Genomic DNA, 21653 nt, shown 5'->3' with positions numbered 1-21653 from the left:
ATCACTGGTCGCCTCCCTGCACCTTGAAACCAAGCGACTTGATTTTCTGGCGAACGTGTTTTGCCGAAACTTCTTCGGTCGCTTGAAGCTCCACCTTTCCTTCGGAATGGTCTGCTTGGACATTGGAGACGCCCGGGATTTCATTCAGCACCTTTTGGATCCGATTCTCGCAGCCTTCGCAATGCATTCCTTTTACTGTGAATGTTTTCAGTTGGGTATTCATCCATATCTCCTCCTTCAATTGGTAAGCTATCGAATTTATCGGACTGGCAAGGCAGTCCCTTTAAGTGACTGGATGATCGGACAGTCGGCTTTCGTCCCCGTGGAACGAGGACATTTTCCAGCCAACTCTTCCAGCAGATTCTTCATGTTCTTCAGTTCTTCAATCCGTGCTTCCATTTCCCGTACTTTGTGCATCGTGAACTCATACATGTCTTCGGTCTGAAACTCTGGTTTTCGAGATGCGGATAACAGTTTCTTTATTTCTTCCAGACTAAAACCCAGGCTTTGCGTCCTCTTGATGAATTGGACGTCTTGGACAACTTCAGAAGGAAAATTCCGGTATCCCGAATCTGTACGTGGAGATTCCGGAATCAACCCAAACTTCTCGTAATAGCGAACGGTTTCAATATTGACGCCAGCGGCTTTGGCCACTTCCCCGATTTTCATACGCTTCCGCCTCCTTTACCTAGAGTATAAACCCTGGACCGTACTACAGGGTCAAGCAGTGGACGTTTAGTTGAATCGAAATCCCATTACGTCTGTCAAACCGGCTTTCTCTGGCTATTTTTACTAGAAATAATCCTTAAGCACGTAGAGGGACTATCCTTATTAACCACCGCTGTTTATTTGAACGGCTGCTTTTCACCTTGAAAGAGGGCATAGAAAAGGAAAGAAGAAAGGGAAGCTGATGTGCACACCGGAAGCAACAGATGAAGTCATGGATATCAACGGCATCCGGAGGGCAATTGCTGCCGTAGCAAAATAAGCAACTGACAACCTAACATTGGATATTAATTTATGGAATGAAGGGATTTTCTAAGTAGGAATAGAAAGATATGAAATGAAGGTTGTACAATACTGGTAATAGCTTAATAGAACCGGGCTGCCTGTTCATTCGAGCTAGAAGGTGTTTGAATCTAGATTAGAGGAGGAAAATAAATGACCACTAGATTAGCTATTAATGGGTTTGGACGTGTAGGAAGAACAACATTAAGAAGATTATTGGATACGAATTCGGAACTGGAGCTAGTTGCTGTGAATGATTTAGCTAATATTGAAAACTTAGCTTATTTATTAGAATTTGATACAACATATGGGCGATTAAAGCATGATGTTCAGGTACATGAAAATGTCTTGGTTGTTGGTGAGAAGGAAATTAAATTCTACCAAGAAGCTGATGCAAAAGATCTCCCGTGGAATGAGTTGCAAATTGATATCGTGTTAGAAGCAACCGGTATTTATAAAACGGCTGATAAGGCTCAGGCACATCTTGACGCAGGTGCTAAAAGAGTAATTATAACTGCTCCAGCAGATCAGGAAACGAAGATGATTGTTTACAGTGTTAATGAGAGCATTGTTACAAAAGACGACATGATCATTTCTTCAGCTTCTTGTACAACTAATGATTTAGCTCCAGTTGCGAAAGTATTACATGATAACTTTGGAATTGTAACTGGTTATATGACTACAATTAAAGCCTATACACCTTCGCAAAAATTACATGATAGCCCTAATACGGATATGAGGCGCGGACGGGCAGGAGCGATGAATGCAATTCCGACTTCTACTGGAGCAGCAAAAGCTGTCGGAAGAGTCATTCCTGAATTAAACGGAATTATTGACGGAACGGCAGTAAGAGTACCACTTTTAGGTGGGGCAATAGTGGAGTTTTATACAAACTTAGAAAGAAAAGTAACAATTGAAGAAGTGAATGAAGCCATGAAAGAAGCTACGAGTCCCTCGTTTGAATACTCTGAAAAACTAATTGTGTCCTCAGACGTTGTTGGAACTTCAGCCGGAGGTATTTTTGATGCCACATTAACTGATATCGTTGAAAATGGGGATAAGCAGCTTGTTAAAACTGTTTCTTGGTACGACAGCGAATATGGATTTGTATCTAATCTGGTTCGTTTGACTGAACATTTTGCTCAAGTCATTAAATAAATGTCAATTGAAATAGCCGGTTTTGAATCTTCAAAAAGGGGGTGAGAAAACATGCAAACCAAAACTTTAGATGTTAGGGGAATGACTTGTGGCCACTGCAAAATATCAGTAGAAGGCGCGCTAAAAGGTTTAGAAGGAGTATCTGCTGCAGAGGTAGATTTAAACTCTGGTAAAGTGGAAGTTACCTATGACGAATCAAAAATTTCCTCAGAGAATATGAAAGAAGCTGTGGAGGAACAAGGCTATGACGTAGCATTAAAATAGATGGTATAAGTGAGTTTCCTAGATTGGAAGCTCGCTTTTTTTGAAATATGCTTGTTTGAGGTGGACGCCATCCAAACATCACCATCTGAGATTCGGGTTAGCAAAAGAGACTGCACTCTCCTATACCCTTTCGCTTCCCTGGTTCCATGACATTCAGGTTTTGATTTGGTAAATTTTTATAATTTCCGCATTTGTAGAGTTGCGGTTGCGCTTCATCTGGATGACATTGGACTTCTTTCTCAGGATAGAGTCGTTTCGGTACCCTTTTTTTGACCCCTTTTTGAAGCCATACAGAAAAACGCCTTGTATAGAATTTTGGTATTTTCATACCTTTTTTCAATGCAAGGCGTTTTTTAGTTTTATGTTTTTAGGTTATTGTCCAAAGTGATACCGAAGTAATTTATGCTCTTTCTTGCAAGTTAATTTCTATCAGCGACTTTCATGACAAATGGAAAAGCGAGAACGCCCGCGTCTGAGAATTTGAATTCAACCCATAGTTTATAAAAACCAGGTGAAGGGAACTGAGCTTCAAATACGGGTTTGTCTTCTGATACTGGATGGACGTGGATAAATTTTTCTCCTTGTTCATCCAGCACAACTACATGGCCTAATGCCCCTAAGTAAGGCAAAGGAGTTTCGCCGTTTAAATCAAAAGATAGAGCAGCTGATTTTCCGGCAGTCAGCTTTGGATGGTGAAACGTAACGGTTTTACCCTCGACTTCTTTTGTAGCACTATCCCTTTCCGCAAGCATCTCCCAATCGATGCTTGGGGTGTCAGTAACCTTGCCGACTGTTATCGTAATTGGCTCGATAACATAAGTCATTCTTCCGGGATTGATATCCGCGAAAGCAAGGTAACGTCCCGGAGGCAGTTCCAACACCACTTCGAAATCTCCAGAAGCATTTTCGATGGGGTGGACATGTAAAAAAGTTTCTAAATCTGCACTGGTAATAACCAGGTGCATTCTTTTTTCGTGAGTTTCAGTTAAAGCTACAGCATTGTTTTCTTTATCACGAACTTTAATCGTCACTATCCCGTAGTTATAAGTGATATTTATTTGGACTTCGGGAAGTTTTTCATCCATATCATGATATTTACGATTTTTGTGGTGTTCATTGTGATGTTCATGTTCCAAAAGAAACTCCTCCTTTTTTCTCCATTAGTAGTTGTTTGCATTTGTAGACATGTTTTCTTTAGTTGTTTGTGGATGGCATTGTGCCTCAGGTTCTGGTGCTTTCTCAAGTGCCATCCATCTGCCGCGACTGAATTGAATCACCAACACTACCGCACGAAAAGCGATATCAATTCCTATCGCAATCCAGACACCAGCCAACCCCCATCCCAACTGTATTCCTAACAGGTAGACAAGCAGTGTGCGGATAGCCCACATACCAAAAGCGGTCAAATACATCGGAAATTTTGTGTTGTTCGCTCCTTGAAATGCGCCGGTCAAAACCATCAAAACCGCAAGAAAAGGTTGGAAAACACCTGAAATTTTCAATGCAGTCCCAATATCGCTGATTACTTCCGGATCTTCTGTAAAGAAAGACGCGGCCCAGTCTCCAAAGAAGAACAAGACTGCTCCCAAGAGCGTCATGAACACTACGGTTACTTGGGTGGAAAGTTTTGCATACTTTCTGGCTTCTGCCAAATTGCCGGCGCCAATCTGTTGGCCTACCAGGATTGTTGCTGCGGTAGCAAAGCCATACCCAATCATATAGGAAAATACTTCAACGTTACCGGCAATCTGGTGAGCCGCAAAGGCATTGGTCCCAAGGGCTACCACGAAACCGAAATAGACTATTTGGCCGGCCCGCATGACCAAACGTTCTCCGGCTGCAGGTGCACCAAGTGTGGAGAGCTCCATTAAGTGGCCCTTATCCAGTTGCCAGTAGTGTTTTCTGAATGTCAGTACTTTTTCTTTGTTTACATAATAGAAAAGGGCTAAGCTGCCTATTAAACGGGAAACCACGGTGGCTATGGCGGCACCGACAATTCCAAGTTCGGGAATGAATAAAAAACCGAATATCAAAACATAATCAAGCACAGCATTGATGCCGTTGATGACTATACTTATCATCATCGGCGTTTTGGTGTCGCCAGCCCCTCTTAGAATCGCACTCATTACAAACATTAACGACATGATGACTGAAGGAATACCTACAATCCGGAAATACAGTGATCCCAATTCCAGGACTTCTTCTTCGATTCCCATCAGCCGTAACAGTGGTTCTGCAAAGAACCATGTAGCTAAACCGGTGAGAATCCCAAAAATGATTGCCAGAATAATGGATTGCTGCGAGATGTGCCTGGCCTTTTCGGGTTGGTTCGCACCAAGGAAGTTCGCAATTCGGACATTGGCTGCGACCCCGATCGCCATAAACAGGGCAAAGTAAATGGCAAGGACTGCATTCGTAATCCCAACTGCTGAAACGGCCGCCAAACTGATTTGGGAAACAAAATACGTATCCACAAAACCCAGTAACGTCTGAAAGAAGTTTTCAATTACTGCTGGTATCGCTAGAACGATAATAATCTTTAGCCGTTCTTTATCTGTTTTTGGTTGAAGAGGTTGATCAACCAGCAAGTTCTCTTTCATCATTTTTCTCCTTTCCGGAACTTCCCTCAAAAAACAAAGACACACATAACGTGTGTCCTATTTCAATTGTTGAGAACTCTAGTATGCAATGCTGCAATATAGAAGTTGCCACTCGGGTATTTAGCTGAGTTTTAAAAGGTTCCTGGTTTCATTTCTAGAGGAAGACATTATGGAATTAGTTTTTCAAACTACTATTCACTTCTCATATGTCTGAAATGTTCTAACACTTTTTGTTGCTCATCGGGATTGCTGAAGGGTGTGACTTCGGCTTCATTTTCTTTTAAAAATGTAGTTACTTCTTTCAATAGTTGCATTTGTTGAAGTGCCATCTCCACATGCGCCGTTTTGACTTCGGGATTTTTCATTTTTAAAGCAGAAATAAAGTTATCCATCGCCATTGATTGTGTAGTGGCTTTTGCTTGAAGTGCTAAATGAATTTCCATCTCGGTGGCTGCTTTCTGTTTTTTCTCCTCGCTGCTTGTACTGTTTGAGAGTTCTTCCAATGGTGGCACTTCTGAAAAGTCGTTTTTATCTGGATCAATCATTTCCAACATCACAGATACATGACTTTGCATGGTCTTTAGTTTTACACTAAGTAAATGGTGAAGAAATGGGTTTTCTACTTCCTTCAAGTGCATTTTAACTGTTGAAATGAGTCCATCATGTGCTTCTAGATGTGACGTGAGTAACCCGGTATCTGTAGATGGTAATAACATAAAAAAACATCCTTTCGTATGGTTATTGTTTTAATGCTATATAAACTTCTACCCTTCCCTTTTCCTCATAAACTCCATAGAAAATGCATAATTTCTTTCGGGAATAAATGCTTTATAAATGTAAATGGCTTGCAGAATAGACAAGTAAAATCCACTTTACCCAGTTTGGATACGACCCATCAGTTTATGCCAGAAAATGACGGGTAGATAAAATTAAGCGCTAAATTTTAAGAAGAAGTCTTAAAAATTGAAAAGGCTAGCAAGTACTAGCTGTAAACAGAATCATATTTATTGCGGTAACAAGAGATACAAAGTTCTGTTTGCTGTCTCTGTTATTAACGCTCGTCTCAATAAGGTGTTTACAAATCAATAAATTCTCAAAGTTAAAGTTTTCTGTTCCTATGCTTGAAAGGAGGAATCTTGATGAGTAAAAACAGGGCGCTTAACATCCCTGATCGTTCAGAATCTTACTGGCTTGATTCAGTGGAATTCCCGACCTTTCCTTCGCTAGAGGAAAACTGTGAAACGGATGTCGTCATTATAGGCGGGGGAATTTCGGGCATTATGACAGCTTATCTGCTGGCCATCGAGGGATACCGCGTTACTTTAGTTGAAGCAAGACGTCTTTTAAGTGGAACAACAGGTTTTACGACGGCAAAGTTAACTTCGCAGCACGGTCTCATTTACGACTACCTGCTTCAAAACGAGGGTAGCAAGACAGCGAATTCTTATTATGAGGCAAATGAGGCAGCTATTTCATATGTCAAAAACTTAATCACTGAAAAAGGAATTGACTGTGATTTTTCTGAAGAAAAAGCGTATGTTTTTGCCGAAGATGAAAAGCAACAGGAGAAAGTTAAAGAAGAAGCGGAAGCTTATCGAAAGATAGGTATTGATGGTGGATTCATAGATAACATTCCTCTTGATGTCCACAATCTGGGGGCAGTTGTCATGAATCATCAGGCACAGTTCAATCCGGTTAAGTTTCTTAAACCCCTGGTTGAAGAAATTGTTGCAAAAGGTGGCAGGGTTTTTGAAAACACAAGGGTAGACGATATTGAATCGAATAAGCGTCCGGTCGCCGTCACAAGGGAAGGCCGAAGAGTGGAAGGAGATTACTTGGTTGTCTGTTCCCACTATCCTTTTTATGATAAAGAAGGGTTTTACTATGCACGCTTGAGTCCTAACCGGTCATACAGCATTGCGGCAGAAACAGACAAGGAATATCCGGGTGGCATGTATGTCAACGCCGGCCAACCTGCCCATTCCCTACGCTCCATTCAGTTAGAGGGCAAGGAACTGGTTTTGGCAGGGGGCTATAGTCATTATGTGGGGCATAAACAGAAGACAGAAGAAAGCTATAATCAGCTGTATCAGTTTGTGAATCAGACGTTTGGAGTCAAAAAAGTCCCTTATCGCTGGTCAGCTCAGGACCCAGCTACTCTCGATCAGATACCGTATATCGGCAGATATTCAACAGAAATGGAGAATGTGTTTGTGGCGACCGGATACCGCAAATGGGGGATGAGTTCGGGTATTTTAGCCGGCCAGTTATTAACAAACTTGATCAGTGGGAGAGGTTCAAAGTACGAGGAGACGTTTTCTCCTTTACGGCCGATTAAGGAGCCGGGCATGAAAAAGCTCACTAAAGAGAGTTTTCATGTTGGTAAAATGTTTGCGGAAGACAAAGCGGAAAAACCAGCCGGGCAGTTCACGGACTTGCAAATAGATGAAGGGAAAGTCATCAATTATAACGAACAGCGGGCCGGCGCTTACCGCGATGAACAAGGTGATTTCCATGTCGTGGATACCACTTGTACTCATATGGGATGTCAGACACATTGGAACAACGCGGAACGCACGTGGGACTGCCCATGTCACGGATCTCGCTTTTCCTATAACGGTGATGTAGTGGAAGGACCCGCAACAAAGCCTTTAAAGAAAATGAGAGAATAAGCAAAAGTGATTTTGAACCAGAAACAAGTAAAAAGTATGGCGGCCAAACAGGCTCCGCCATACTTTTTATTTGTCTGGAATTTCATTTCACTCAGGGCGTTACTATATTGGCAGCTTTGGTAACACGAAATGAAAAAGTAGAGTATTACTGCAGTCCGTAAGAGGGGAATTACCTTTTGACAAGAACCGCCTGGCTTCCAAGTGCTTCGTAACTCTCAAAAAATTTATCTTCCGGATGGGTGACAAGTCCTTTAAGGGGGTCCATAACAGTGACTTCCCCATCTTTCCAACCGTCCAACACGACTGTATGCAGATTAATGAATGAAGAGTGGAATTCATCAGTTCCATCAATATACCAGCCGCCGGATGTGATGGGTGGCGACAAATCGAGTGTGACCCAAACGATTACGGGAATATTTTGATCCATATAAGAAAGAATTTCCTCACGTGAACTTCCGCTGACATTTTTCGTGATTAGACGGCTTCCTTTATCATCAATAATTTTCTTGGAGGCTTCAACAATGGGGCCGGCAAATGCATACCAAGCCTCATTTGTATTTCGCGGATCACCGGCATAAGCCTGATGAGGGTCCGGTCCAATCCGTTTGCCTTCTTGATACTTTAAAGGTGCTCTAGGCAAGTAGTCATCGGCCATTTTCGTCTTTGTGGTTTTTAGGCCGTGATAGGTGAGAACGGCTGTTAAAGTGGTGATTTCACAACCATTCGGAAGTTCCGGATTTTGTCGAACCGTTGGTATGCCGAGGCGGTTTGCTTCACGTTCGGCGTATGTCTCTATCACAACCGGCGAGCTGGCTGTTTCATGTACATAAGAAGTTTCTTCTGCCACTCTAAAGGTGGTTGAATCTTCATCCTCAGCTATGATTCTTAGCCAATATTCTTTTCCCTCCACCAATTCTTCTACGTTCATTTCACCGGCATCATCGGATTTTACAGAGTCCCTCAATGTGCTTGTGCCGGCGTCAATGATGTACATTCGATAATTTTCCAACGGCAGGCCGTTTCTGGAATTTTTCAATAAAAAGTTCCTGGAAGAGTCATTCTGCTGGGGGTTATTCAACTCAAAGCCCTCTGTCACGAGTTTTTTTATGGAGATACCCAGCGATGCAGGACTAAATCCGATAATAAAAAAAGATAAGATAACCAGGAACAAGAACCGCAAAAACTTATGGGATGTTTTCAAACGAACACCTCCATTAACGAGTGAATGTAAGACAGGCGATCAATCGAAGTACTTTTTATACCAAATCAAGAACATGAAAATCGTCCATATTTTTCGGGCATTGTTCGCTTTTTTTTGATAATGGTCATTTAATAAAGCCATTATTTCTTGTTGATCAAAGAATTGGGCGGCATTTGCACTTTCAAAATAGGCTTGGACCTTCACATAATACCGTTCTTCCCGTAACCAATGGCGGATAGGGACAGGAAATCCGATTTTTTTGCGGTTCGCAGATTCTTCAGGCAAAGCTCGTCCCGCTGCCAAACGGAAGGCATACTTCGTGTCGATATCATTTATGCGGTACTTGACCGGCACCTTGGCAGCGACATTCATAACTTCCCGGTCCAGAAAAGGCACACGAAGTTCAATGGAGTGGGCCATGCTCATTTTGTCTGCTTTCAGTAAGATATCATCTACCAGCCAAAGATGTAAATCCAGGTATTGCATTTTTGTCACATCATCTTCTTGTTTAACCTGGTCGTAATAAGGTTTTACGATTTCTTTTACGGATGGGGCCTGATTATAATCATTTGTTAAAAGGCCGTGAGCTTCTTTTTCTTCAAATATTTTTGCCTGTCCGATAAACCATTCTTCAGGGGACAGCCCGCCCTTTACCAAGAAATTCTTCCCTCTGACGTCAGGCAGCTGTTTGGCGATCATGCCGAGTGGTTTACGCACCACACCAGGAAGTTTCTTGTATTTTTTCATGGAGGATGTGGTGTCATACTCTGCGTAACCGCCGAACAATTCGTCTGCTCCCTCACCGGAAAGAACGACTGTCACATCACGGCTGGCCATTTCAGCCAGGAAATACAACGGAACAATAGAGGGATTGGAATGAGGTTCGTCCATCATGTACTGGATCTCTTCCAGCTTGTCGAAGCATTTTTCCGAATCCAGTATTTCATTTACGTTCTCAATGCCAAGCTCATCCGATAAGGCTTTGGCATTGTCGATTTCCGAGAAATTTTTGTCGCTGAAACCGACTGTAAAAGTTTTATCAGGCTTTAAGACCGAAGCGACATAACTGGAATCTACGCCACTGGATAAAAAGGAACCGACCTTCACATCACTGATCCGATGCGCCTGTACGGATTCTCTGACCACTTGATCTATTTCATCAACCATGTTATCCAACGGTTGTTGGTCAGCAGGATTAAACTCAGGTGACCAATAGCGTTGAACGCTAATTTCTCCGTTTTGATAGGTCATATAATGAGCCGCAGGTAATTTAAAGACATCTTTAAAGAATGTTTCATTTAATACTGGAAATTGAAAAGTGAGATATGGCTTCAACGCTTCTTTATTCAATCTTTTATTAAAGTGGGGATGTGGCAGGAAACTCTTAATCTCAGAACCGAACAAAAGGGTTCCGTTCATCTGTGCATAATAGAAAGGTTTGATCCCGAACATATCACGCGCAGCAAATAACTTTTCCTCTTTCCGGTCCCATATCACAAAAGCAAACATTCCGCGCAGCTTACCAATCAAACTCTCACCAAACTCTTCGTATCCGTGGATAAGTACTTCACTGTCTGTATGGGTAACAAAAACATGTCCCTTGGCAATAAGTTCTTCGCGCAGCTGCATAAAATTATAGATTTCACCATTGAAAATCAATACATATGATTCGTCTTCATTGTATAGAGGCTGACTGTCTGCCTCTAAATCGATGATGCTTAAGCGGCGAAAGCCTAAAGCGGTTTTGTTATCAATGAACATGCCAGAGGAATCAGGTCCCCGGTGTATGATCGTGTTCATCATTTTTTCCAAAACAGCTGATGCGTTATTCGTTTCGCCTATAAATCCTGTAAATCCACACATAAGTTGTTGCTCCATTCATTGTTTAATATTTTTGAACTTCCGTATTATAAATTTTTAATGTGCAGATTCTATGCATAAATTAAAAAGGAATTTATATACAATTTACGAAAGTGGATTATCGTTTCTACACTTTTCATTACTGAAAAACCGGCAGTGCCTATAGGTGTTTTCTGAAATAGTTGCTAATATCACAAAGAGTTTTTTCTTTTATTCTTTGCCCAGATCAAGAGAAACGATAGAAGGATCAAAATAAATAAGCCGTACTGGTAACCGGGAGGTATGGATTCTACCAGGCCATAGACAACAGCCACTTCGAGAGAAACGGCCGGAATCTTCCCTATGGTGCTGGCAATCATGAATAAGCCACCTGGAATGGGTGTTAAGGCAGCACCTGCTGTCACTAAACCTGAGGGGACAAAAGGAACTAAGCGCAGCAAGATGATTACCCAAAAAACACGACTTATCGAAGAACTTTGGATGCATCTCCAAAACGACCGCTTCAACCATTTGGGATTGATTTTTGCAAACCCGAATCGATACAAGTGAAATCCGAGGACTGCACCGAAAATTTCCCCCGACAATAAGAGGATTGTTCCCAAGGTTAACCCGAAAGAACTGATATTGAGGGCGGTGAGCAGAAAGCTTGGGAAAAAGCCGACTGCACCCATGCTTATGTTAAAAATGAGTAAAAGCAGAAACTCAAAAACAGGGAATTGAATGTTGATGGTATGATCCGCCTCCTGCACTGTTAAAAAGATTGATAAATTGGTGGTGTTTAAAAAGTTTCAAGTGAGCACAATTTTATGACAGAGAAGTGCTTTCTACAGTCGTTTTTTCCTTACTCGATAATACAGAAAACTCAACATGCTACCGACTATTACTAACAAATAGAAGGCATTCGAAAAAACTTGTTCTAAAAATGAGCGAGAGTCCTGGTGAATAGAGGAACGGCTTTGCGCAGCATCACCGATAACCGAGAACTGATAAGAAGACAAAAGAATGCCGTTTTGATCGGTAATCCTTAATTTGCCGTCTTCTGTTACATCGATTGCTACTTGTTCATCTGCTTGATGCGTATAAGCTATTTCTCGGGGCGTAACGTATTCTGCTTCTCCGGCAAAAAAGCTACTGTTCGTTGGAATGCTGGAAGTCTCGAAATTGTCGAATCCAAAGTCCAATAGCTGAACCGTATCACTGTAAGCTTCTGCTTCTGAGCTGCTTTTCAAGGTAACGACAATTAAATCCAAGTTTTCTCTACCGGCTGTCGTCACCAGCGTGACCCCTGCTTCTGGAACAAAACCATTTTTACCGCCTGTTACGCCTTCATAAGGTTTTTCCCGTAACAGTTTATGATGCGTATACAGAGTGGTGTCCCAGGATTCGCCATTCCACGGCAGTTCTTTTGTTCCGAACATTTTCATGAATTCTTCGTTCTTCGTCGCATATCTGGTTAATTCCGCCAAGTCTTGGGCTGTAGTTACATGCTGGGGATCGAAAAGACCGTGGGGATTTTCAAAGTTCGTATCCTGCAACCCGATTACGTCTTTTAAGTATAAATTTACATCAGAAGCAAACGATTCAACACTGCCGCTGATGTGTTCAGCAACGGCCACGCCGGCATCATTTCCGGAGTTGACCAAGAGCCCCAGCAACAGTTTTTCTAAAGTCACTTGTTCGCCCTCTTCCAAGTAAACCCGGGTGCCCTCGGTACTTCGTGCTTTTTGACTGACTGTGACGACATCATTTAAATTCCCCTGCTCAATCGCATAAATAGCTGTGGCGATTTTTGTTACACTGGCAGGATACATCTGTGACTGTGCATTCTTTTCGTAAAGGACTTGCCCAGTAGTTGCCTCCATCACAATAGCTGCTTCACTGGATAGGACTGGGAGGGGAGGGGCAATAGTTTTACTGAAAACGGCAGATGCGAATAGTGTATGGATCATAACTAGAATTGTTGAAACAGCAACTAATTTTTTCATAATTACTCCTGGTTAATTTTTTTCATTCAACTTCGTTATAAAATTGACTGTTTCCCGGTCCGAGTCAGTCGGCAGATGGAAGTTTTGCTGATACTTCTCGTGTCCTTTGCCTGTAATCACAACCCAGTCACCTGACTGGCTGTCTTCTATCGCTTGTTTAATGGCCAAAGTGCGATCAGGAACAATGTCTCCCTTGTCACTTCCGTAAGCGTCATGCAAGTTTCTTAAAGACGTTATCATTTCAGCAGGAGGAACAGCGTTTAAGTCGTCCAGTGTCAAAATGTATTTGTCGCTTAACTTGTTTGTGAGTGATAGCATGGCTTTTCTTTTACTCGCATCTCTGTTACCCCGAAACCCGAAAACATGCGTTATTTTTGGGGCTCCTTGCTGCTTTGCTGTTGTTAAGCAGTAAGAAATCGCGTCAGGTGTATGCGCGTAGTCAATGATAACGGTGACGCCGTTCACTAGTTTATAGATTTCAAATCGTCCATCAACACCTTTGAATTCACCGATAGAGCGAAGAATATCACTTTGGTTTACACCTATTAACTTCGCAGTCAGATAAGCCATTAACGTGTTGTAAATATTGTGTACGCCGTTCATGGGAGAATGGACGGTCATATATTCGTTATCCGTCTCAACCAAAGCACTGGATTCTTCTGAATTCAAACTCGAAATCCGAAGGTGGTTTTCTTCGGACTCGCCAATCGTGCAAACGGTTTTTCCTCTACTCCGTAAAATCTTTGTTAGTTTTACACCCCAGGGGTTATCCTGATTCACAATAGCTTTACCGTTGGCTTTCAACTGGTTAAACAACAGCAATTTTGCCGTAAAGTATTCTTCCATCGTGGAATGGTAATCGAGGTGTTCAGGATGCAGATTGGAAAATAGACAAAAATCAAATTCAATGCCTTCTGTCCGCCACTGGGTTAACGCATGGGATGAAACCTCCATAATGATGACCTCATCCTGGCTCATAGATAAAAGCTTATGTAAAACAAGGGAACTGGGAGTAGTATTGGAACTTTGAATTCTTTCGCCGTTTACAATATTCTGTAAAGTACCAATCACGGAACAGGACTTCCCATTGCTTTCCAAAATATGTTTTAGCATATAGCACGTCGTTGTCTTGCCGTTTGTGCCCGTAATGCCGATTACTGTTTTGTGTTTCGATGGATTGCCATAAAAATTTCCGGCAAGTATCCCAAGTGCTTGCCGACTATTTTCAACTTGTATATAGGGTACAGGTAAACTGGCGATGGGCTGTTCTCCTATTACCGCTATGGCCCCCTTTTTCAGTGCGCTATCAATGTATTGATGGCCATCTTTTTCAAAACCCTCAACGGCAACAAATAAATCACCCTCATTGATATTTTGTGAGTTGTCTGAAATCCCTTGAATATTAACGTCTGGAGCCAGATGGTTAGATAGAGATTTCAGTTCAATACCATCTAATAAATAACTTAATTTCATTTTTCAAAACCTCTCCGATACCTTCTTTATAATCGATTTATATTAACCAAATAGTATTGAGAAAGTGTGCAGATTTGGAAGCAGGTAAGAAGTGTAAAGAAAATGACCTGCTTGATATGAAAATGTAACAATCATTTTTGAATCTACTGTAACGAAAGTGCTTGTTTTTGTCTTCGCAGATAATTTCACATAAGTCTTCTGTTATTCGAATGAACACAGGTTTTATACAGGAGAAAAAAGGTCAAGATAAAATCTAGTACAACCACAGTGAGCAAAAAAGTCAGAAACGAAATTGAGTAATTGAGACTGTCACTAGCACAAAATGAGAAAGCTATCTGGTCACAGATAGCTTTCTCATTCAAATAGCTATATTAAATGTAATAGAAGTTATTCAGCAGTAATTTCACTTTCTGTCACCCACATGTGGTTTGTCACTTCTTCTCCTGTAGAGGCTGTGTAATCAATCATATAAACCGTCGTTTCCTCAGCCGAGTCGATGACCACATTGGCTCCATCCATTCCATCCATGTGATCTGCATTCACCGTAACTTCTGTTCCGGGCTGCAGCGGCTCTTCGCCGGGATTTTCAAGCTCTTCGTGAACGACCCATTTGTGATCTTCAACTGGTTCACCGCCATCTGTCGGTGTGTACGAAATGGAATAGACCGTCGTATCAAAAGCTCCGGACACTGTCGCTTCAACTCCCTGCATCCCCGCCATGTGGTCTGCTTCCACTGTGACCTGGCTTCCGACTTCATAAGTCGGATTTTCTGCCGCTTGTAATCCGTCAGGGACTTCGCCTGATCCGGAATGATCCATATCCATGTCCATATCTTCTTCAGATCCACTGTCCATCGGCATTTCTTCGCCCGTATTCTCTTCCATTTCCATATTTTCGTGGCTTTCTGTTGCTGAACCATCTTCTGCATTGTCTGAACATGCACTCAACGTAAGGGCAAGCGCCACCGATGCAGCCCCCATAAGTAAGTTTCGTTTTGTCATATTAAATCGCCTCTTTCTGTTCGTCTTTCACTCAGTCTATCTTAATAATTTGCATTTGCTGTGCAGAAAAGATGTCATCTTCTTGAAGAGTGGAATAAATAGGGGGTGAAACAGAGTTTCTGCACAAAAAATTGAAACTTTTCCGTTAGACTGTTTAAGTACGTATGTTAAGATAAAAAAATTCAGAAAACCGATAAATTTGGAGGACATAAAGATGGAGAAGAGAATACTGGTGAATGCACTTCTATCCCTAACTTTGTTAGCAGGATGCACCAATAATACAACGGAATCATTCGAAGTACCGTTTGAAGGGGAGTTAAGCCATGTCCACGGAATGGGCTATGCAGGAGGTGGAAAGGATTTGTATTTTGCTTCACACAGCGGCCCCAAGATATATCGCGAGGGCGAATGGTTTGAAACAACGGATAATGTTTACGACTACATGGGCTTTAACGCCATAGACGAGGGCTTTTATTCTTCCGGACACCCGAGCGCGGATTCAGACTTGCCCAACCCGCTTGGGATTCAACGTAGTCTTGATGGCGGAGAAACCTTGGAAGAGATTGCTTTCCAAGGAGAAACGGACTTCCATGCCATGGCCGTAGGATACAACAGCCATGACATTTTCCTGCTTAACCCGGCAAAAAATTCCTTGCTGGAAGCAGGGTTTTACAAAAGTAATGATGAAGGAGAATCATGGGAACCGGTCGACGCGGCAGGGGTAGCAGGTGAAGTCACTGCGCTTGCCCTTCACCCGACCGATTCGAACTTCGTTGCTGCAGCTACTGCGGCAGGTGTTTATATTTCACGGGATGGCGGAGAAACCTTTGAGGCGATTACAGCGGAAAGTGAAACAGGCACAGCGGTGCACTTCACCGGAGACGCTTTGTATTTCGGGAGCTATGGGACAACGGCGGCATTGATAAAGTATACGATTGAAAATGAAGAGCTGGAGACATTGAATATACCGGATCTTCCGGAAGATGCCATCGCTTTTATCGCACAAAACCCGAATGACGTGTCGGAACTGGCCATCTATACATTGCAAGGGCAGGCCTACTTATCGGAAGACGGATCACAGACCTGGGAAGCATTGCTGCAAGAGGGAAAAACCGATTAACGAAAACTGAAAAAGCGGTTTAACGAATTCAATTCAACGACTTTTGGGGTAGCCGGCTGCAAGATGCGCTAAACCGAATGGTCTTAAAGAGGGACGCCATGCTGAATAAACTTGCGTTAAAAATTGGATTACTTTTTTTTGTTTTTATCATCATCATTGAGTCGGTTCTGTTTTTGACTTTATACGTGACGTTTGTCAATGAACGGGTGGATGAAGTGATGACGAATCTACTCGCACGAGGCAATACACACAGTGAAGTATTGGCCGGCAGCTTTGAACCGGCAACGTTGGATCATGTTGCCCTCATGGAATCCGCTTCCGATTTCATCGTTATCATAACCGATGCAGATGGCAACGAACTGATTCACTCCGATTCAATTGAACCGGAGATGCAGGAAGTTTTGGAACACACCGACTTTGGTGAAGTGCCACAAGAAGGGCAAATAGTTGAAGAGAGATGGAACGAAAAAGAATTTATTGCGACCGACAGTCCGATTACGGTTGCCGGAGAACATCAAGGCCATGTGTTCATGTTTGCGGAAACGAGCCATATCAAACAGATGGTAAGTCATCTGAGAAATCAATTTCTGGTCGTGGGGTTGATTGCGATCGGGTTAACCGTGGTCACGATTTTTTTGTTATCACGACTGATTACGTTGCCGCTGATTCGGATGAAGAAAGCGACAGAGCAGTTGAGCAATGGAAACAACGAGGTCAAATTGAATATCGACCGAAATGATGAACTGGGCGAGCTGGCGAATGCCATCACTACACTTTCCAATGATTTGGACCGTTTAAAAAATGCCCGGAATGAGTTTTTAGCCAGCATTTCCCACGAGTTGCGGACACCGCTGACCTATATCAAAGGATATGCTGATATTGCGAGCCGCCCAGCTGCATCTGAGGAAGAGAAACGGGAATACATCTCCATTATTCGGGAAGAGACGGCACATTTGACCGAATTGATTCGTCAGTTGTTTGAACTGGCACAGATGGATCACAATCAGTTTTCAATCAGAAAAGAGGAATTTTCTTTAGAAGTCCTCTTTCAATCAGTCGTTGCTTTGGTCCGTCCAGCTTTTGACGAGAAAAGAATCTCGGTATCTATTCACTGCGAACGAGAAATCGTTGCTTCCATTGATCCCGAGCGTTTTCAGCAAGTATTGCTGAATGTATTGGACAATGCCCGAAAACACTCCCTTGAAGGAACACAAGTAACACTGAGGGGAACCCAGGACGAAAAAACGATTACGATCAATATTAGCGATCAAGGGGAAGGCATACCGGAACAAGATCTTCCGTTTGTGTTTGAACGATTGTACCGGGTAGACAAATCCAGATCCAGACAATACGGGGGAAGTGGTCTGGGGTTAGCGATTGCCAAAGAAATTGTCGAGGCGCATGACGGCCACATCACGCTCCGTAGTGAGCATGGAAAAGGGACAACTGTCCAAATCGAATTGAAAAGGGGGGATTCGCTTGCAGAAAGTACTGTTGGTGGATGATGAAAAACGAATGCTGGATTTAGTGTCTTTATATTTACAGCCGCATCGGTACCTCTGTAAAAAAGCATTAGGTGCACACGAAGCGCTCGCCTATCTAGAAAAGGAAGTGTTTGATATCATTTTACTCGATATCATGATGCCTGATATGGATGGCTGGGAACTGTGCCGCGAAATCCGGAAATTTTCGGATGTGCCAATCATTATGCTGACGGCGCGGGAACAACAGGAGGATATTGTTAAGGGATTGAATATCGGGGCGGATGATTACATCACAAAGCCGTTTAATGAAGATGAGTTGCTGGCCCGGATGGGGGCGCTGCTTCGCAGGAGAACTCCGAAAAATACCATTGAAGTGGACGGTTTGGTGTGGTACGAAGACCGGTTTGAACTTACGTACGGCAAACATATCATCAAATTGACGCCAAAAGAATTTCTGATGGTGGGCCACCTGATGAAGAATGCCGACAAAGTGTTTACGAGGGAGCAGCTGATCCAGTTAATTTGGGGATTCGACTCAGAGACGGAAGGGCGGACCATCGATTCGCATGTGCGAAATGTTCGGGAAAAAATCCGCCAGTCCGGTTTTCCGGTCGATCATCATTTTCTCACGGTTTGGGGAATCGGCTACAAATGGATCCATGAAGCAGAATGATGCTTGATAAAAGAAAAGGTCCGTCGGAAAATATTTCCGACGGGCCTTTTTGAGTAAGGTTATGCGGCGTTACGGCAAGCTTCTGCACATCTACGGCAAGCTTCCGCACAGCGTCTGCAATGTTCATGATGATCGGCGTGCTTCTCACATTCCTCTGCGCAAGCTTCGCAAATGGTTGCGCAAACGGCTGCCAGTTCGGAAACGAACGGTGAATTGCGAGTAATGGCATGTTCCAAAAATGCACAAATGTCCGCGCATTCCCGGTCTAATCGAATGCACCGTGCTAGCATCTTCACATCGTCTTCCTGCAGACAAGCGTCAAAACAATGGTTACATTCCGCTGCACAATCATGTAATGCCCGAATCAATTCCTGATGTTGTTCATGAGCCATGTTAAAACCTCCATTTCTTATTTTTGCTTCATTTACTGGATTTCCCTCTCCTTTCCAAACTAAACAGAAATACCGAAACTCCATAGAAACTGCACATTTTATAGACAAGTAATCAAATATTAAAATCAATGGTGCGGTTTTTTGGGGGGGGTCATTGTGAACTTCTAAATTAGAGTCATGGAAACAGCGATAAAGTAAAATGATACTAAACACTTGATATACCCTATATGGGTATGTTAAGTTTAAGGAAATATTACTTTAGGAGGAATAATAATGATTGAAACATTAAAAGTACAAGGTATGTCCTGCGGCCACTGTGCAAACTCGGTTGAAACGGGCGTCGGTGAACTCGAAGGGATTTCATCTGTGACAGTTGATCTTAAAAAAGGCGAAGTGGCAGTAGACTATGATACTGCCAAGACATCATTAAACGAAATTCAGAAAGCGATTGAAGAACAAGGGTATGACGTCGTATAAGGGTGCTTTCACAGCACTCTTTACTTTTAAATGAAATATACCCCCGTGTGGTATATTCGGCAAGAACTTTGTGAATGTTAAGAATGTAAATAGGGTTAAATAGGATAAGAACCACTAGTTTGGAGGAGGCGCACTGAATGGCTAAAAATGATAAAGACCATCACCACCATCAAGACGAACAGGTAGATCACAGTAAAATGGATCATTCCAAACATGTTGGGCATTCGTACCATGAAGACCAAGTGAAAGAAGGCATTCAAGACGACAGCAATCCTGCCAAAATTCATGATGATCATGCCCATCACAATCATGGTGGCCACGATCATAGTGACCATGGACATCACCATCATGGGAATTTCAAAGAAATTTTCCTGAAGTCGCTGCCCTTGGGCATTGTCATTCTATTATTGTCGCCGATGATGGACGTTCGGCTTCCTTTCCAATTTACTTTTCCATACTCGGATATTGTGGTCGCTGTATTAGCAACTATCTTATTGGTTTATGGCGGAAAACCCTTCTATCAAGGTGCAATCGCTGAATTTAAGGAAAAAGCACCGGGCATGATGGCCCTTATTTCATTAGGGATATCCGTTTCCTATTTGTACAGCATTTACGCCGTGCTGGCACGCTACGTAACCGGCGATCACATCATGGATTTCTTCTTTGAATTCGCGTCCTTGCTGTTGATCATGCTCCTTGGGCACTGGATTGAAATGAAGGCTGTCGGCGAAGCAGGAGACGCGCAAAAATCGCTCGCTGAATTAGTGCCGAAAGATGCACATGTGGTATTGGAAGATGATTCGATCGAGACGCGTCCCGTAAATGAGCTGAAAGTCGGAGACCTTGTACGGGTTCAGGCCGGAGAAAACGTCCCTGCCGATGGCATCATCAAAAGAGGCACCTCGCGGATCAATGAAGCTTTGCTGACGGGGGAATCTAAACCCATTGAAAAAGGAGCCGGAGACAAAGTAATCGGCGGTTCCACGAACGGTGCAGGCATCTTGTATCTTGAAGTACAGGAAACCGGCGACCAATCGTTCATTTCCCAAGTACAAGCCCTGATAAGCCAGGCGCAGGATCAACCTTCAAGAGCTGAAAACCTGGCTCAAAAAGTAGCCGGCTGGCTGTTTTATATCGCCATTGCGGCGGCTTTCATCGCTTTTGTCGTTTGGCTGTACATTGCTGACATTCAAACCGCTGTTCTTTTTACGGTTACGACATTAGTCATTGCATGTCCACACGCTCTCGGCCTTGCCATTCCGCTGGTTATTGCACGAAGCACCAGTTTAGGTGCAAGCCGCGGGCTGTTGGTGAAAGACCGCGAAGCATTGGAGCTGGCAACTAAGGCTGATGTAATGATACTGGATAAAACGGGTACATTGACTACTGGCGAATTTAAAGTTTTGAACATGGAAACACTGGATGGTCAACATACCGAAGCCGAAATCGCGGCGTTAATGGCAGGGATTGAAGGCGGGTCCAGCCACCCAATCGCCCAGTCAATCGTCCAATACGCTGAGAAACAAGGGATTCAGCCTGTCCACTTTGATTCGATTGATGTTGTGTCGGGTGCGGGTATAGAAGGAAACGCCAATGGCCGCAAATACGAATTGATCAGCCAAAAGGCACTTGGAAGAGATGTAGCGGTGGATGTTCCCAAAGGGGCAACATTAAGTATACTAGTTGAGGACGGGAATCCGATCGGTACGGTCGCATTAGGCGATGAATTGAAAGAAACGAGCAGAACGCTGATACAGGCATTGAAGCATTACAATATAAAACCGATTATGGCTACAGGTGACAATGAAACGGCTGCCCAAGGAGTAGCAGAGGAACTGGGCATTGAATACAGAGCCAATCAATCACCGCAAGATAAATATGATTTAGTGGAATCACTGAAAAATAATGGACAAACGGTTATCATGGTCGGCGATGGCGTCAACGATGCACCATCCCTTGCAATAGCAGACGTTGGGATAGCAGTCGGTGCCGGAACTCAAGTCGCCATCGATTCCGCTGATGTGATTTTGACTCAGTCGGATCCAGGCGATATTGAATCCTTTATCGAATTGGCCAATAAAACAACCAGTAAAATGAAACAGAACCTCGTGTGGGGAGCCGGTTATAACTTTATTGCCATTCCCATAGCGGCGGGTGTTCTAGCCTCCATTGGGATTACGTTGGCTCCTGCCGCAGGAGCAGTTCTGATGTCCGTGTCCACGGTTATCGTGGCTATCAATGCGATGACATTGAAACTAAGAAATAGAGCTGTTTAACACCGTGT

Annotated in this window: 20 protein-coding genes; 8 read left to right on the top strand and 12 right to left on the bottom strand. The window is 43.1% G+C overall.

The features are described 5' to 3' along the window. Position 1: 1 nt before the first annotated feature. Positions 2 to 223 carry a heavy-metal-associated domain-containing protein gene (locus AC2Q9J_RS02130; RefSeq protein ID WP_101803214.1) on the bottom strand — a complete coding sequence of 74 codons (222 nt, stop codon included), beginning with the start codon at positions 221 to 223 and terminating at the stop codon, positions 2 to 4. 35 nt (positions 224 to 258) lie between these two features. Beyond that, a complete protein-coding gene (locus AC2Q9J_RS02125) occupies positions 259 to 669 on the bottom strand; it encodes a MerR family transcriptional regulator (RefSeq protein ID WP_101803213.1) in 411 nt (136 codons plus the stop codon). A 492-nt stretch (positions 670 to 1161) separates the two neighbouring features. On the opposite strand from AC2Q9J_RS02125, the gene gap reads away from it, so the two are divergent. Together gap and copZ (AC2Q9J_RS02115) are read left to right on the top strand one after the other, a co-directional pair. Continuing rightward, a complete protein-coding gene (gap, locus tag AC2Q9J_RS02120; RefSeq protein WP_282019665.1) occupies positions 1162 to 2166 on the top strand; it encodes a type I glyceraldehyde-3-phosphate dehydrogenase in 1005 nt (334 codons plus the stop codon). A 51-nt stretch (positions 2167 to 2217) separates the two neighbouring features. Further along, positions 2218 to 2430 carry a copper chaperone CopZ gene (gene copZ, locus AC2Q9J_RS02115; protein ID WP_282019666.1) on the top strand — a complete coding sequence of 71 codons (213 nt, stop codon included), beginning with the start codon at positions 2218 to 2220 and terminating at the stop codon, positions 2428 to 2430. A gap of 419 nt (positions 2431 to 2849) precedes the next feature. Here the strand turns inward: copZ (AC2Q9J_RS02115) and AC2Q9J_RS02110 are convergent, their stop codons facing one another. The 3 genes from AC2Q9J_RS02110 to AC2Q9J_RS02100 form a co-directional block, all read right to left on the bottom strand. Beyond that, positions 2850 to 3566 carry a DUF8832 domain-containing protein gene (locus tag AC2Q9J_RS02110; protein WP_101802017.1) on the bottom strand — a complete coding sequence of 239 codons (717 nt, stop codon included), beginning with the start codon at positions 3564 to 3566 and terminating at the stop codon, positions 2850 to 2852. Between the two features lie 24 nt (positions 3567 to 3590). Further along, positions 3591 to 5030: an MATE family efflux transporter gene (locus AC2Q9J_RS02105; RefSeq protein WP_499036862.1), complete on the bottom strand. Its 1440-nt coding sequence runs from the start codon at positions 5028 to 5030 to the stop codon at positions 3591 to 3593. Positions 5031 to 5221: 191 nt separating this feature from the next. Continuing rightward, the gene (locus tag AC2Q9J_RS02100; RefSeq protein WP_281862873.1) at positions 5222 to 5746 is read right to left on the bottom strand and encodes a hypothetical protein; all 525 of its coding nucleotides are present in this window, start codon (positions 5744 to 5746) and stop codon (positions 5222 to 5224) included. A gap of 423 nt (positions 5747 to 6169) precedes the next feature. Here AC2Q9J_RS02100 and AC2Q9J_RS02095 point away from each other — a divergent pair, with 423 nt between their 5' ends. Then, a complete protein-coding gene (locus tag AC2Q9J_RS02095; RefSeq protein WP_499037334.1) occupies positions 6170 to 7702 on the top strand; it encodes an FAD-dependent oxidoreductase in 1533 nt (510 codons plus the stop codon). Positions 7703 to 7871: 169 nt separating this feature from the next. Here the strand turns inward: AC2Q9J_RS02095 and AC2Q9J_RS02090 are convergent, their stop codons facing one another. The 6 genes from AC2Q9J_RS02090 to AC2Q9J_RS02065 all read right to left on the bottom strand — a co-directional run bounded on the left by AC2Q9J_RS02090 (position 7872) and on the right by AC2Q9J_RS02065 (position 15223). Beyond that, on the bottom strand, positions 7872 to 8738 hold the full coding sequence (locus AC2Q9J_RS02090) for a C39 family peptidase (RefSeq protein ID WP_145990723.1): 867 nt from the start codon (positions 8736 to 8738) through the stop codon (positions 7872 to 7874). Positions 8739 to 8942: 204 nt separating this feature from the next. Beyond that, entirely contained in the window at positions 8943 to 10766 is a 1824-nt protein-coding gene (gene asnB / locus AC2Q9J_RS02085) for an asparagine synthase (glutamine-hydrolyzing) (RefSeq protein ID WP_499036860.1), read from the bottom strand. 188 nt (positions 10767 to 10954) lie between these two features. After that, entirely contained in the window at positions 10955 to 11434 is a 480-nt protein-coding gene (locus AC2Q9J_RS02080; protein WP_499037332.1) for a VTT domain-containing protein, read from the bottom strand. Positions 11435 to 11587: 153 nt separating this feature from the next. Further along, complete coding sequence (locus tag AC2Q9J_RS02075; RefSeq protein WP_282019669.1) at positions 11588 to 12748, bottom strand: D-alanyl-D-alanine carboxypeptidase family protein; 1161 nt, start codon at positions 12746 to 12748, stop codon at positions 11588 to 11590. Positions 12749 to 12760: 12 nt separating this feature from the next. Beyond that, entirely contained in the window at positions 12761 to 14221 is a 1461-nt protein-coding gene (locus AC2Q9J_RS02070) for a UDP-N-acetylmuramoyl-L-alanyl-D-glutamate--2,6-diaminopimelate ligase (RefSeq protein WP_282019670.1), read from the bottom strand. A 387-nt stretch (positions 14222 to 14608) separates the two neighbouring features. Next, positions 14609 to 15223, bottom strand: coding sequence for a YdhK family protein (locus AC2Q9J_RS02065; protein ID WP_101802736.1), 615 nt, complete (start codon positions 15221 to 15223; stop codon positions 14609 to 14611). Positions 15224 to 15437: 214 nt separating this feature from the next. Between AC2Q9J_RS02065 and AC2Q9J_RS02060 the strand changes: the two genes are divergently transcribed. The 3 genes from AC2Q9J_RS02060 to AC2Q9J_RS02050 all read left to right on the top strand — a co-directional run bounded on the left by AC2Q9J_RS02060 (position 15438) and on the right by AC2Q9J_RS02050 (position 18500). Further along, positions 15438 to 16343, top strand: coding sequence for a F510_1955 family glycosylhydrolase (locus tag AC2Q9J_RS02060; RefSeq protein WP_101802737.1), 906 nt, complete (start codon positions 15438 to 15440; stop codon positions 16341 to 16343). Positions 16344 to 16441: 98 nt separating this feature from the next. After that, on the top strand, positions 16442 to 17848 hold the full coding sequence (locus AC2Q9J_RS02055) for a sensor histidine kinase (protein ID WP_281862867.1): 1407 nt from the start codon (positions 16442 to 16444) through the stop codon (positions 17846 to 17848). Then, entirely contained in the window at positions 17823 to 18500 is a 678-nt protein-coding gene (locus tag AC2Q9J_RS02050) for a response regulator transcription factor (RefSeq protein ID WP_282019671.1), read from the top strand. Before AC2Q9J_RS02055 ends, AC2Q9J_RS02050 begins: the two co-directional genes overlap by 26 nt. Positions 18501 to 18559: 59 nt before the next feature. Here AC2Q9J_RS02050 and AC2Q9J_RS02045 read toward each other — a convergent pair whose 3' ends face one another. After that, positions 18560 to 18892, bottom strand: a complete 333-nt coding sequence (locus tag AC2Q9J_RS02045) for a four-helix bundle copper-binding protein (RefSeq protein ID WP_282019672.1) — start codon at positions 18890 to 18892, stop codon at positions 18560 to 18562. A 273-nt stretch (positions 18893 to 19165) separates the two neighbouring features. Here AC2Q9J_RS02045 and copZ (AC2Q9J_RS02040) point away from each other — a divergent pair, with 273 nt between their 5' ends. Next, a complete protein-coding gene (gene copZ / locus AC2Q9J_RS02040; protein ID WP_029336157.1) occupies positions 19166 to 19369 on the top strand; it encodes a copper chaperone CopZ in 204 nt (67 codons plus the stop codon). Positions 19370 to 19506: 137 nt separating this feature from the next. Further along, a complete protein-coding gene (locus AC2Q9J_RS02035; RefSeq protein WP_282019673.1) occupies positions 19507 to 21645 on the top strand; it encodes a heavy metal translocating P-type ATPase in 2139 nt (712 codons plus the stop codon). Positions 21646 to 21653: the final 8 nt, after the last annotated feature.

This window comes from Planococcus sp. RAB007_Raresut, assembly GCF_057369535.1.
This window is presented reverse-complemented; position numbering and strand designations above follow the sequence as displayed.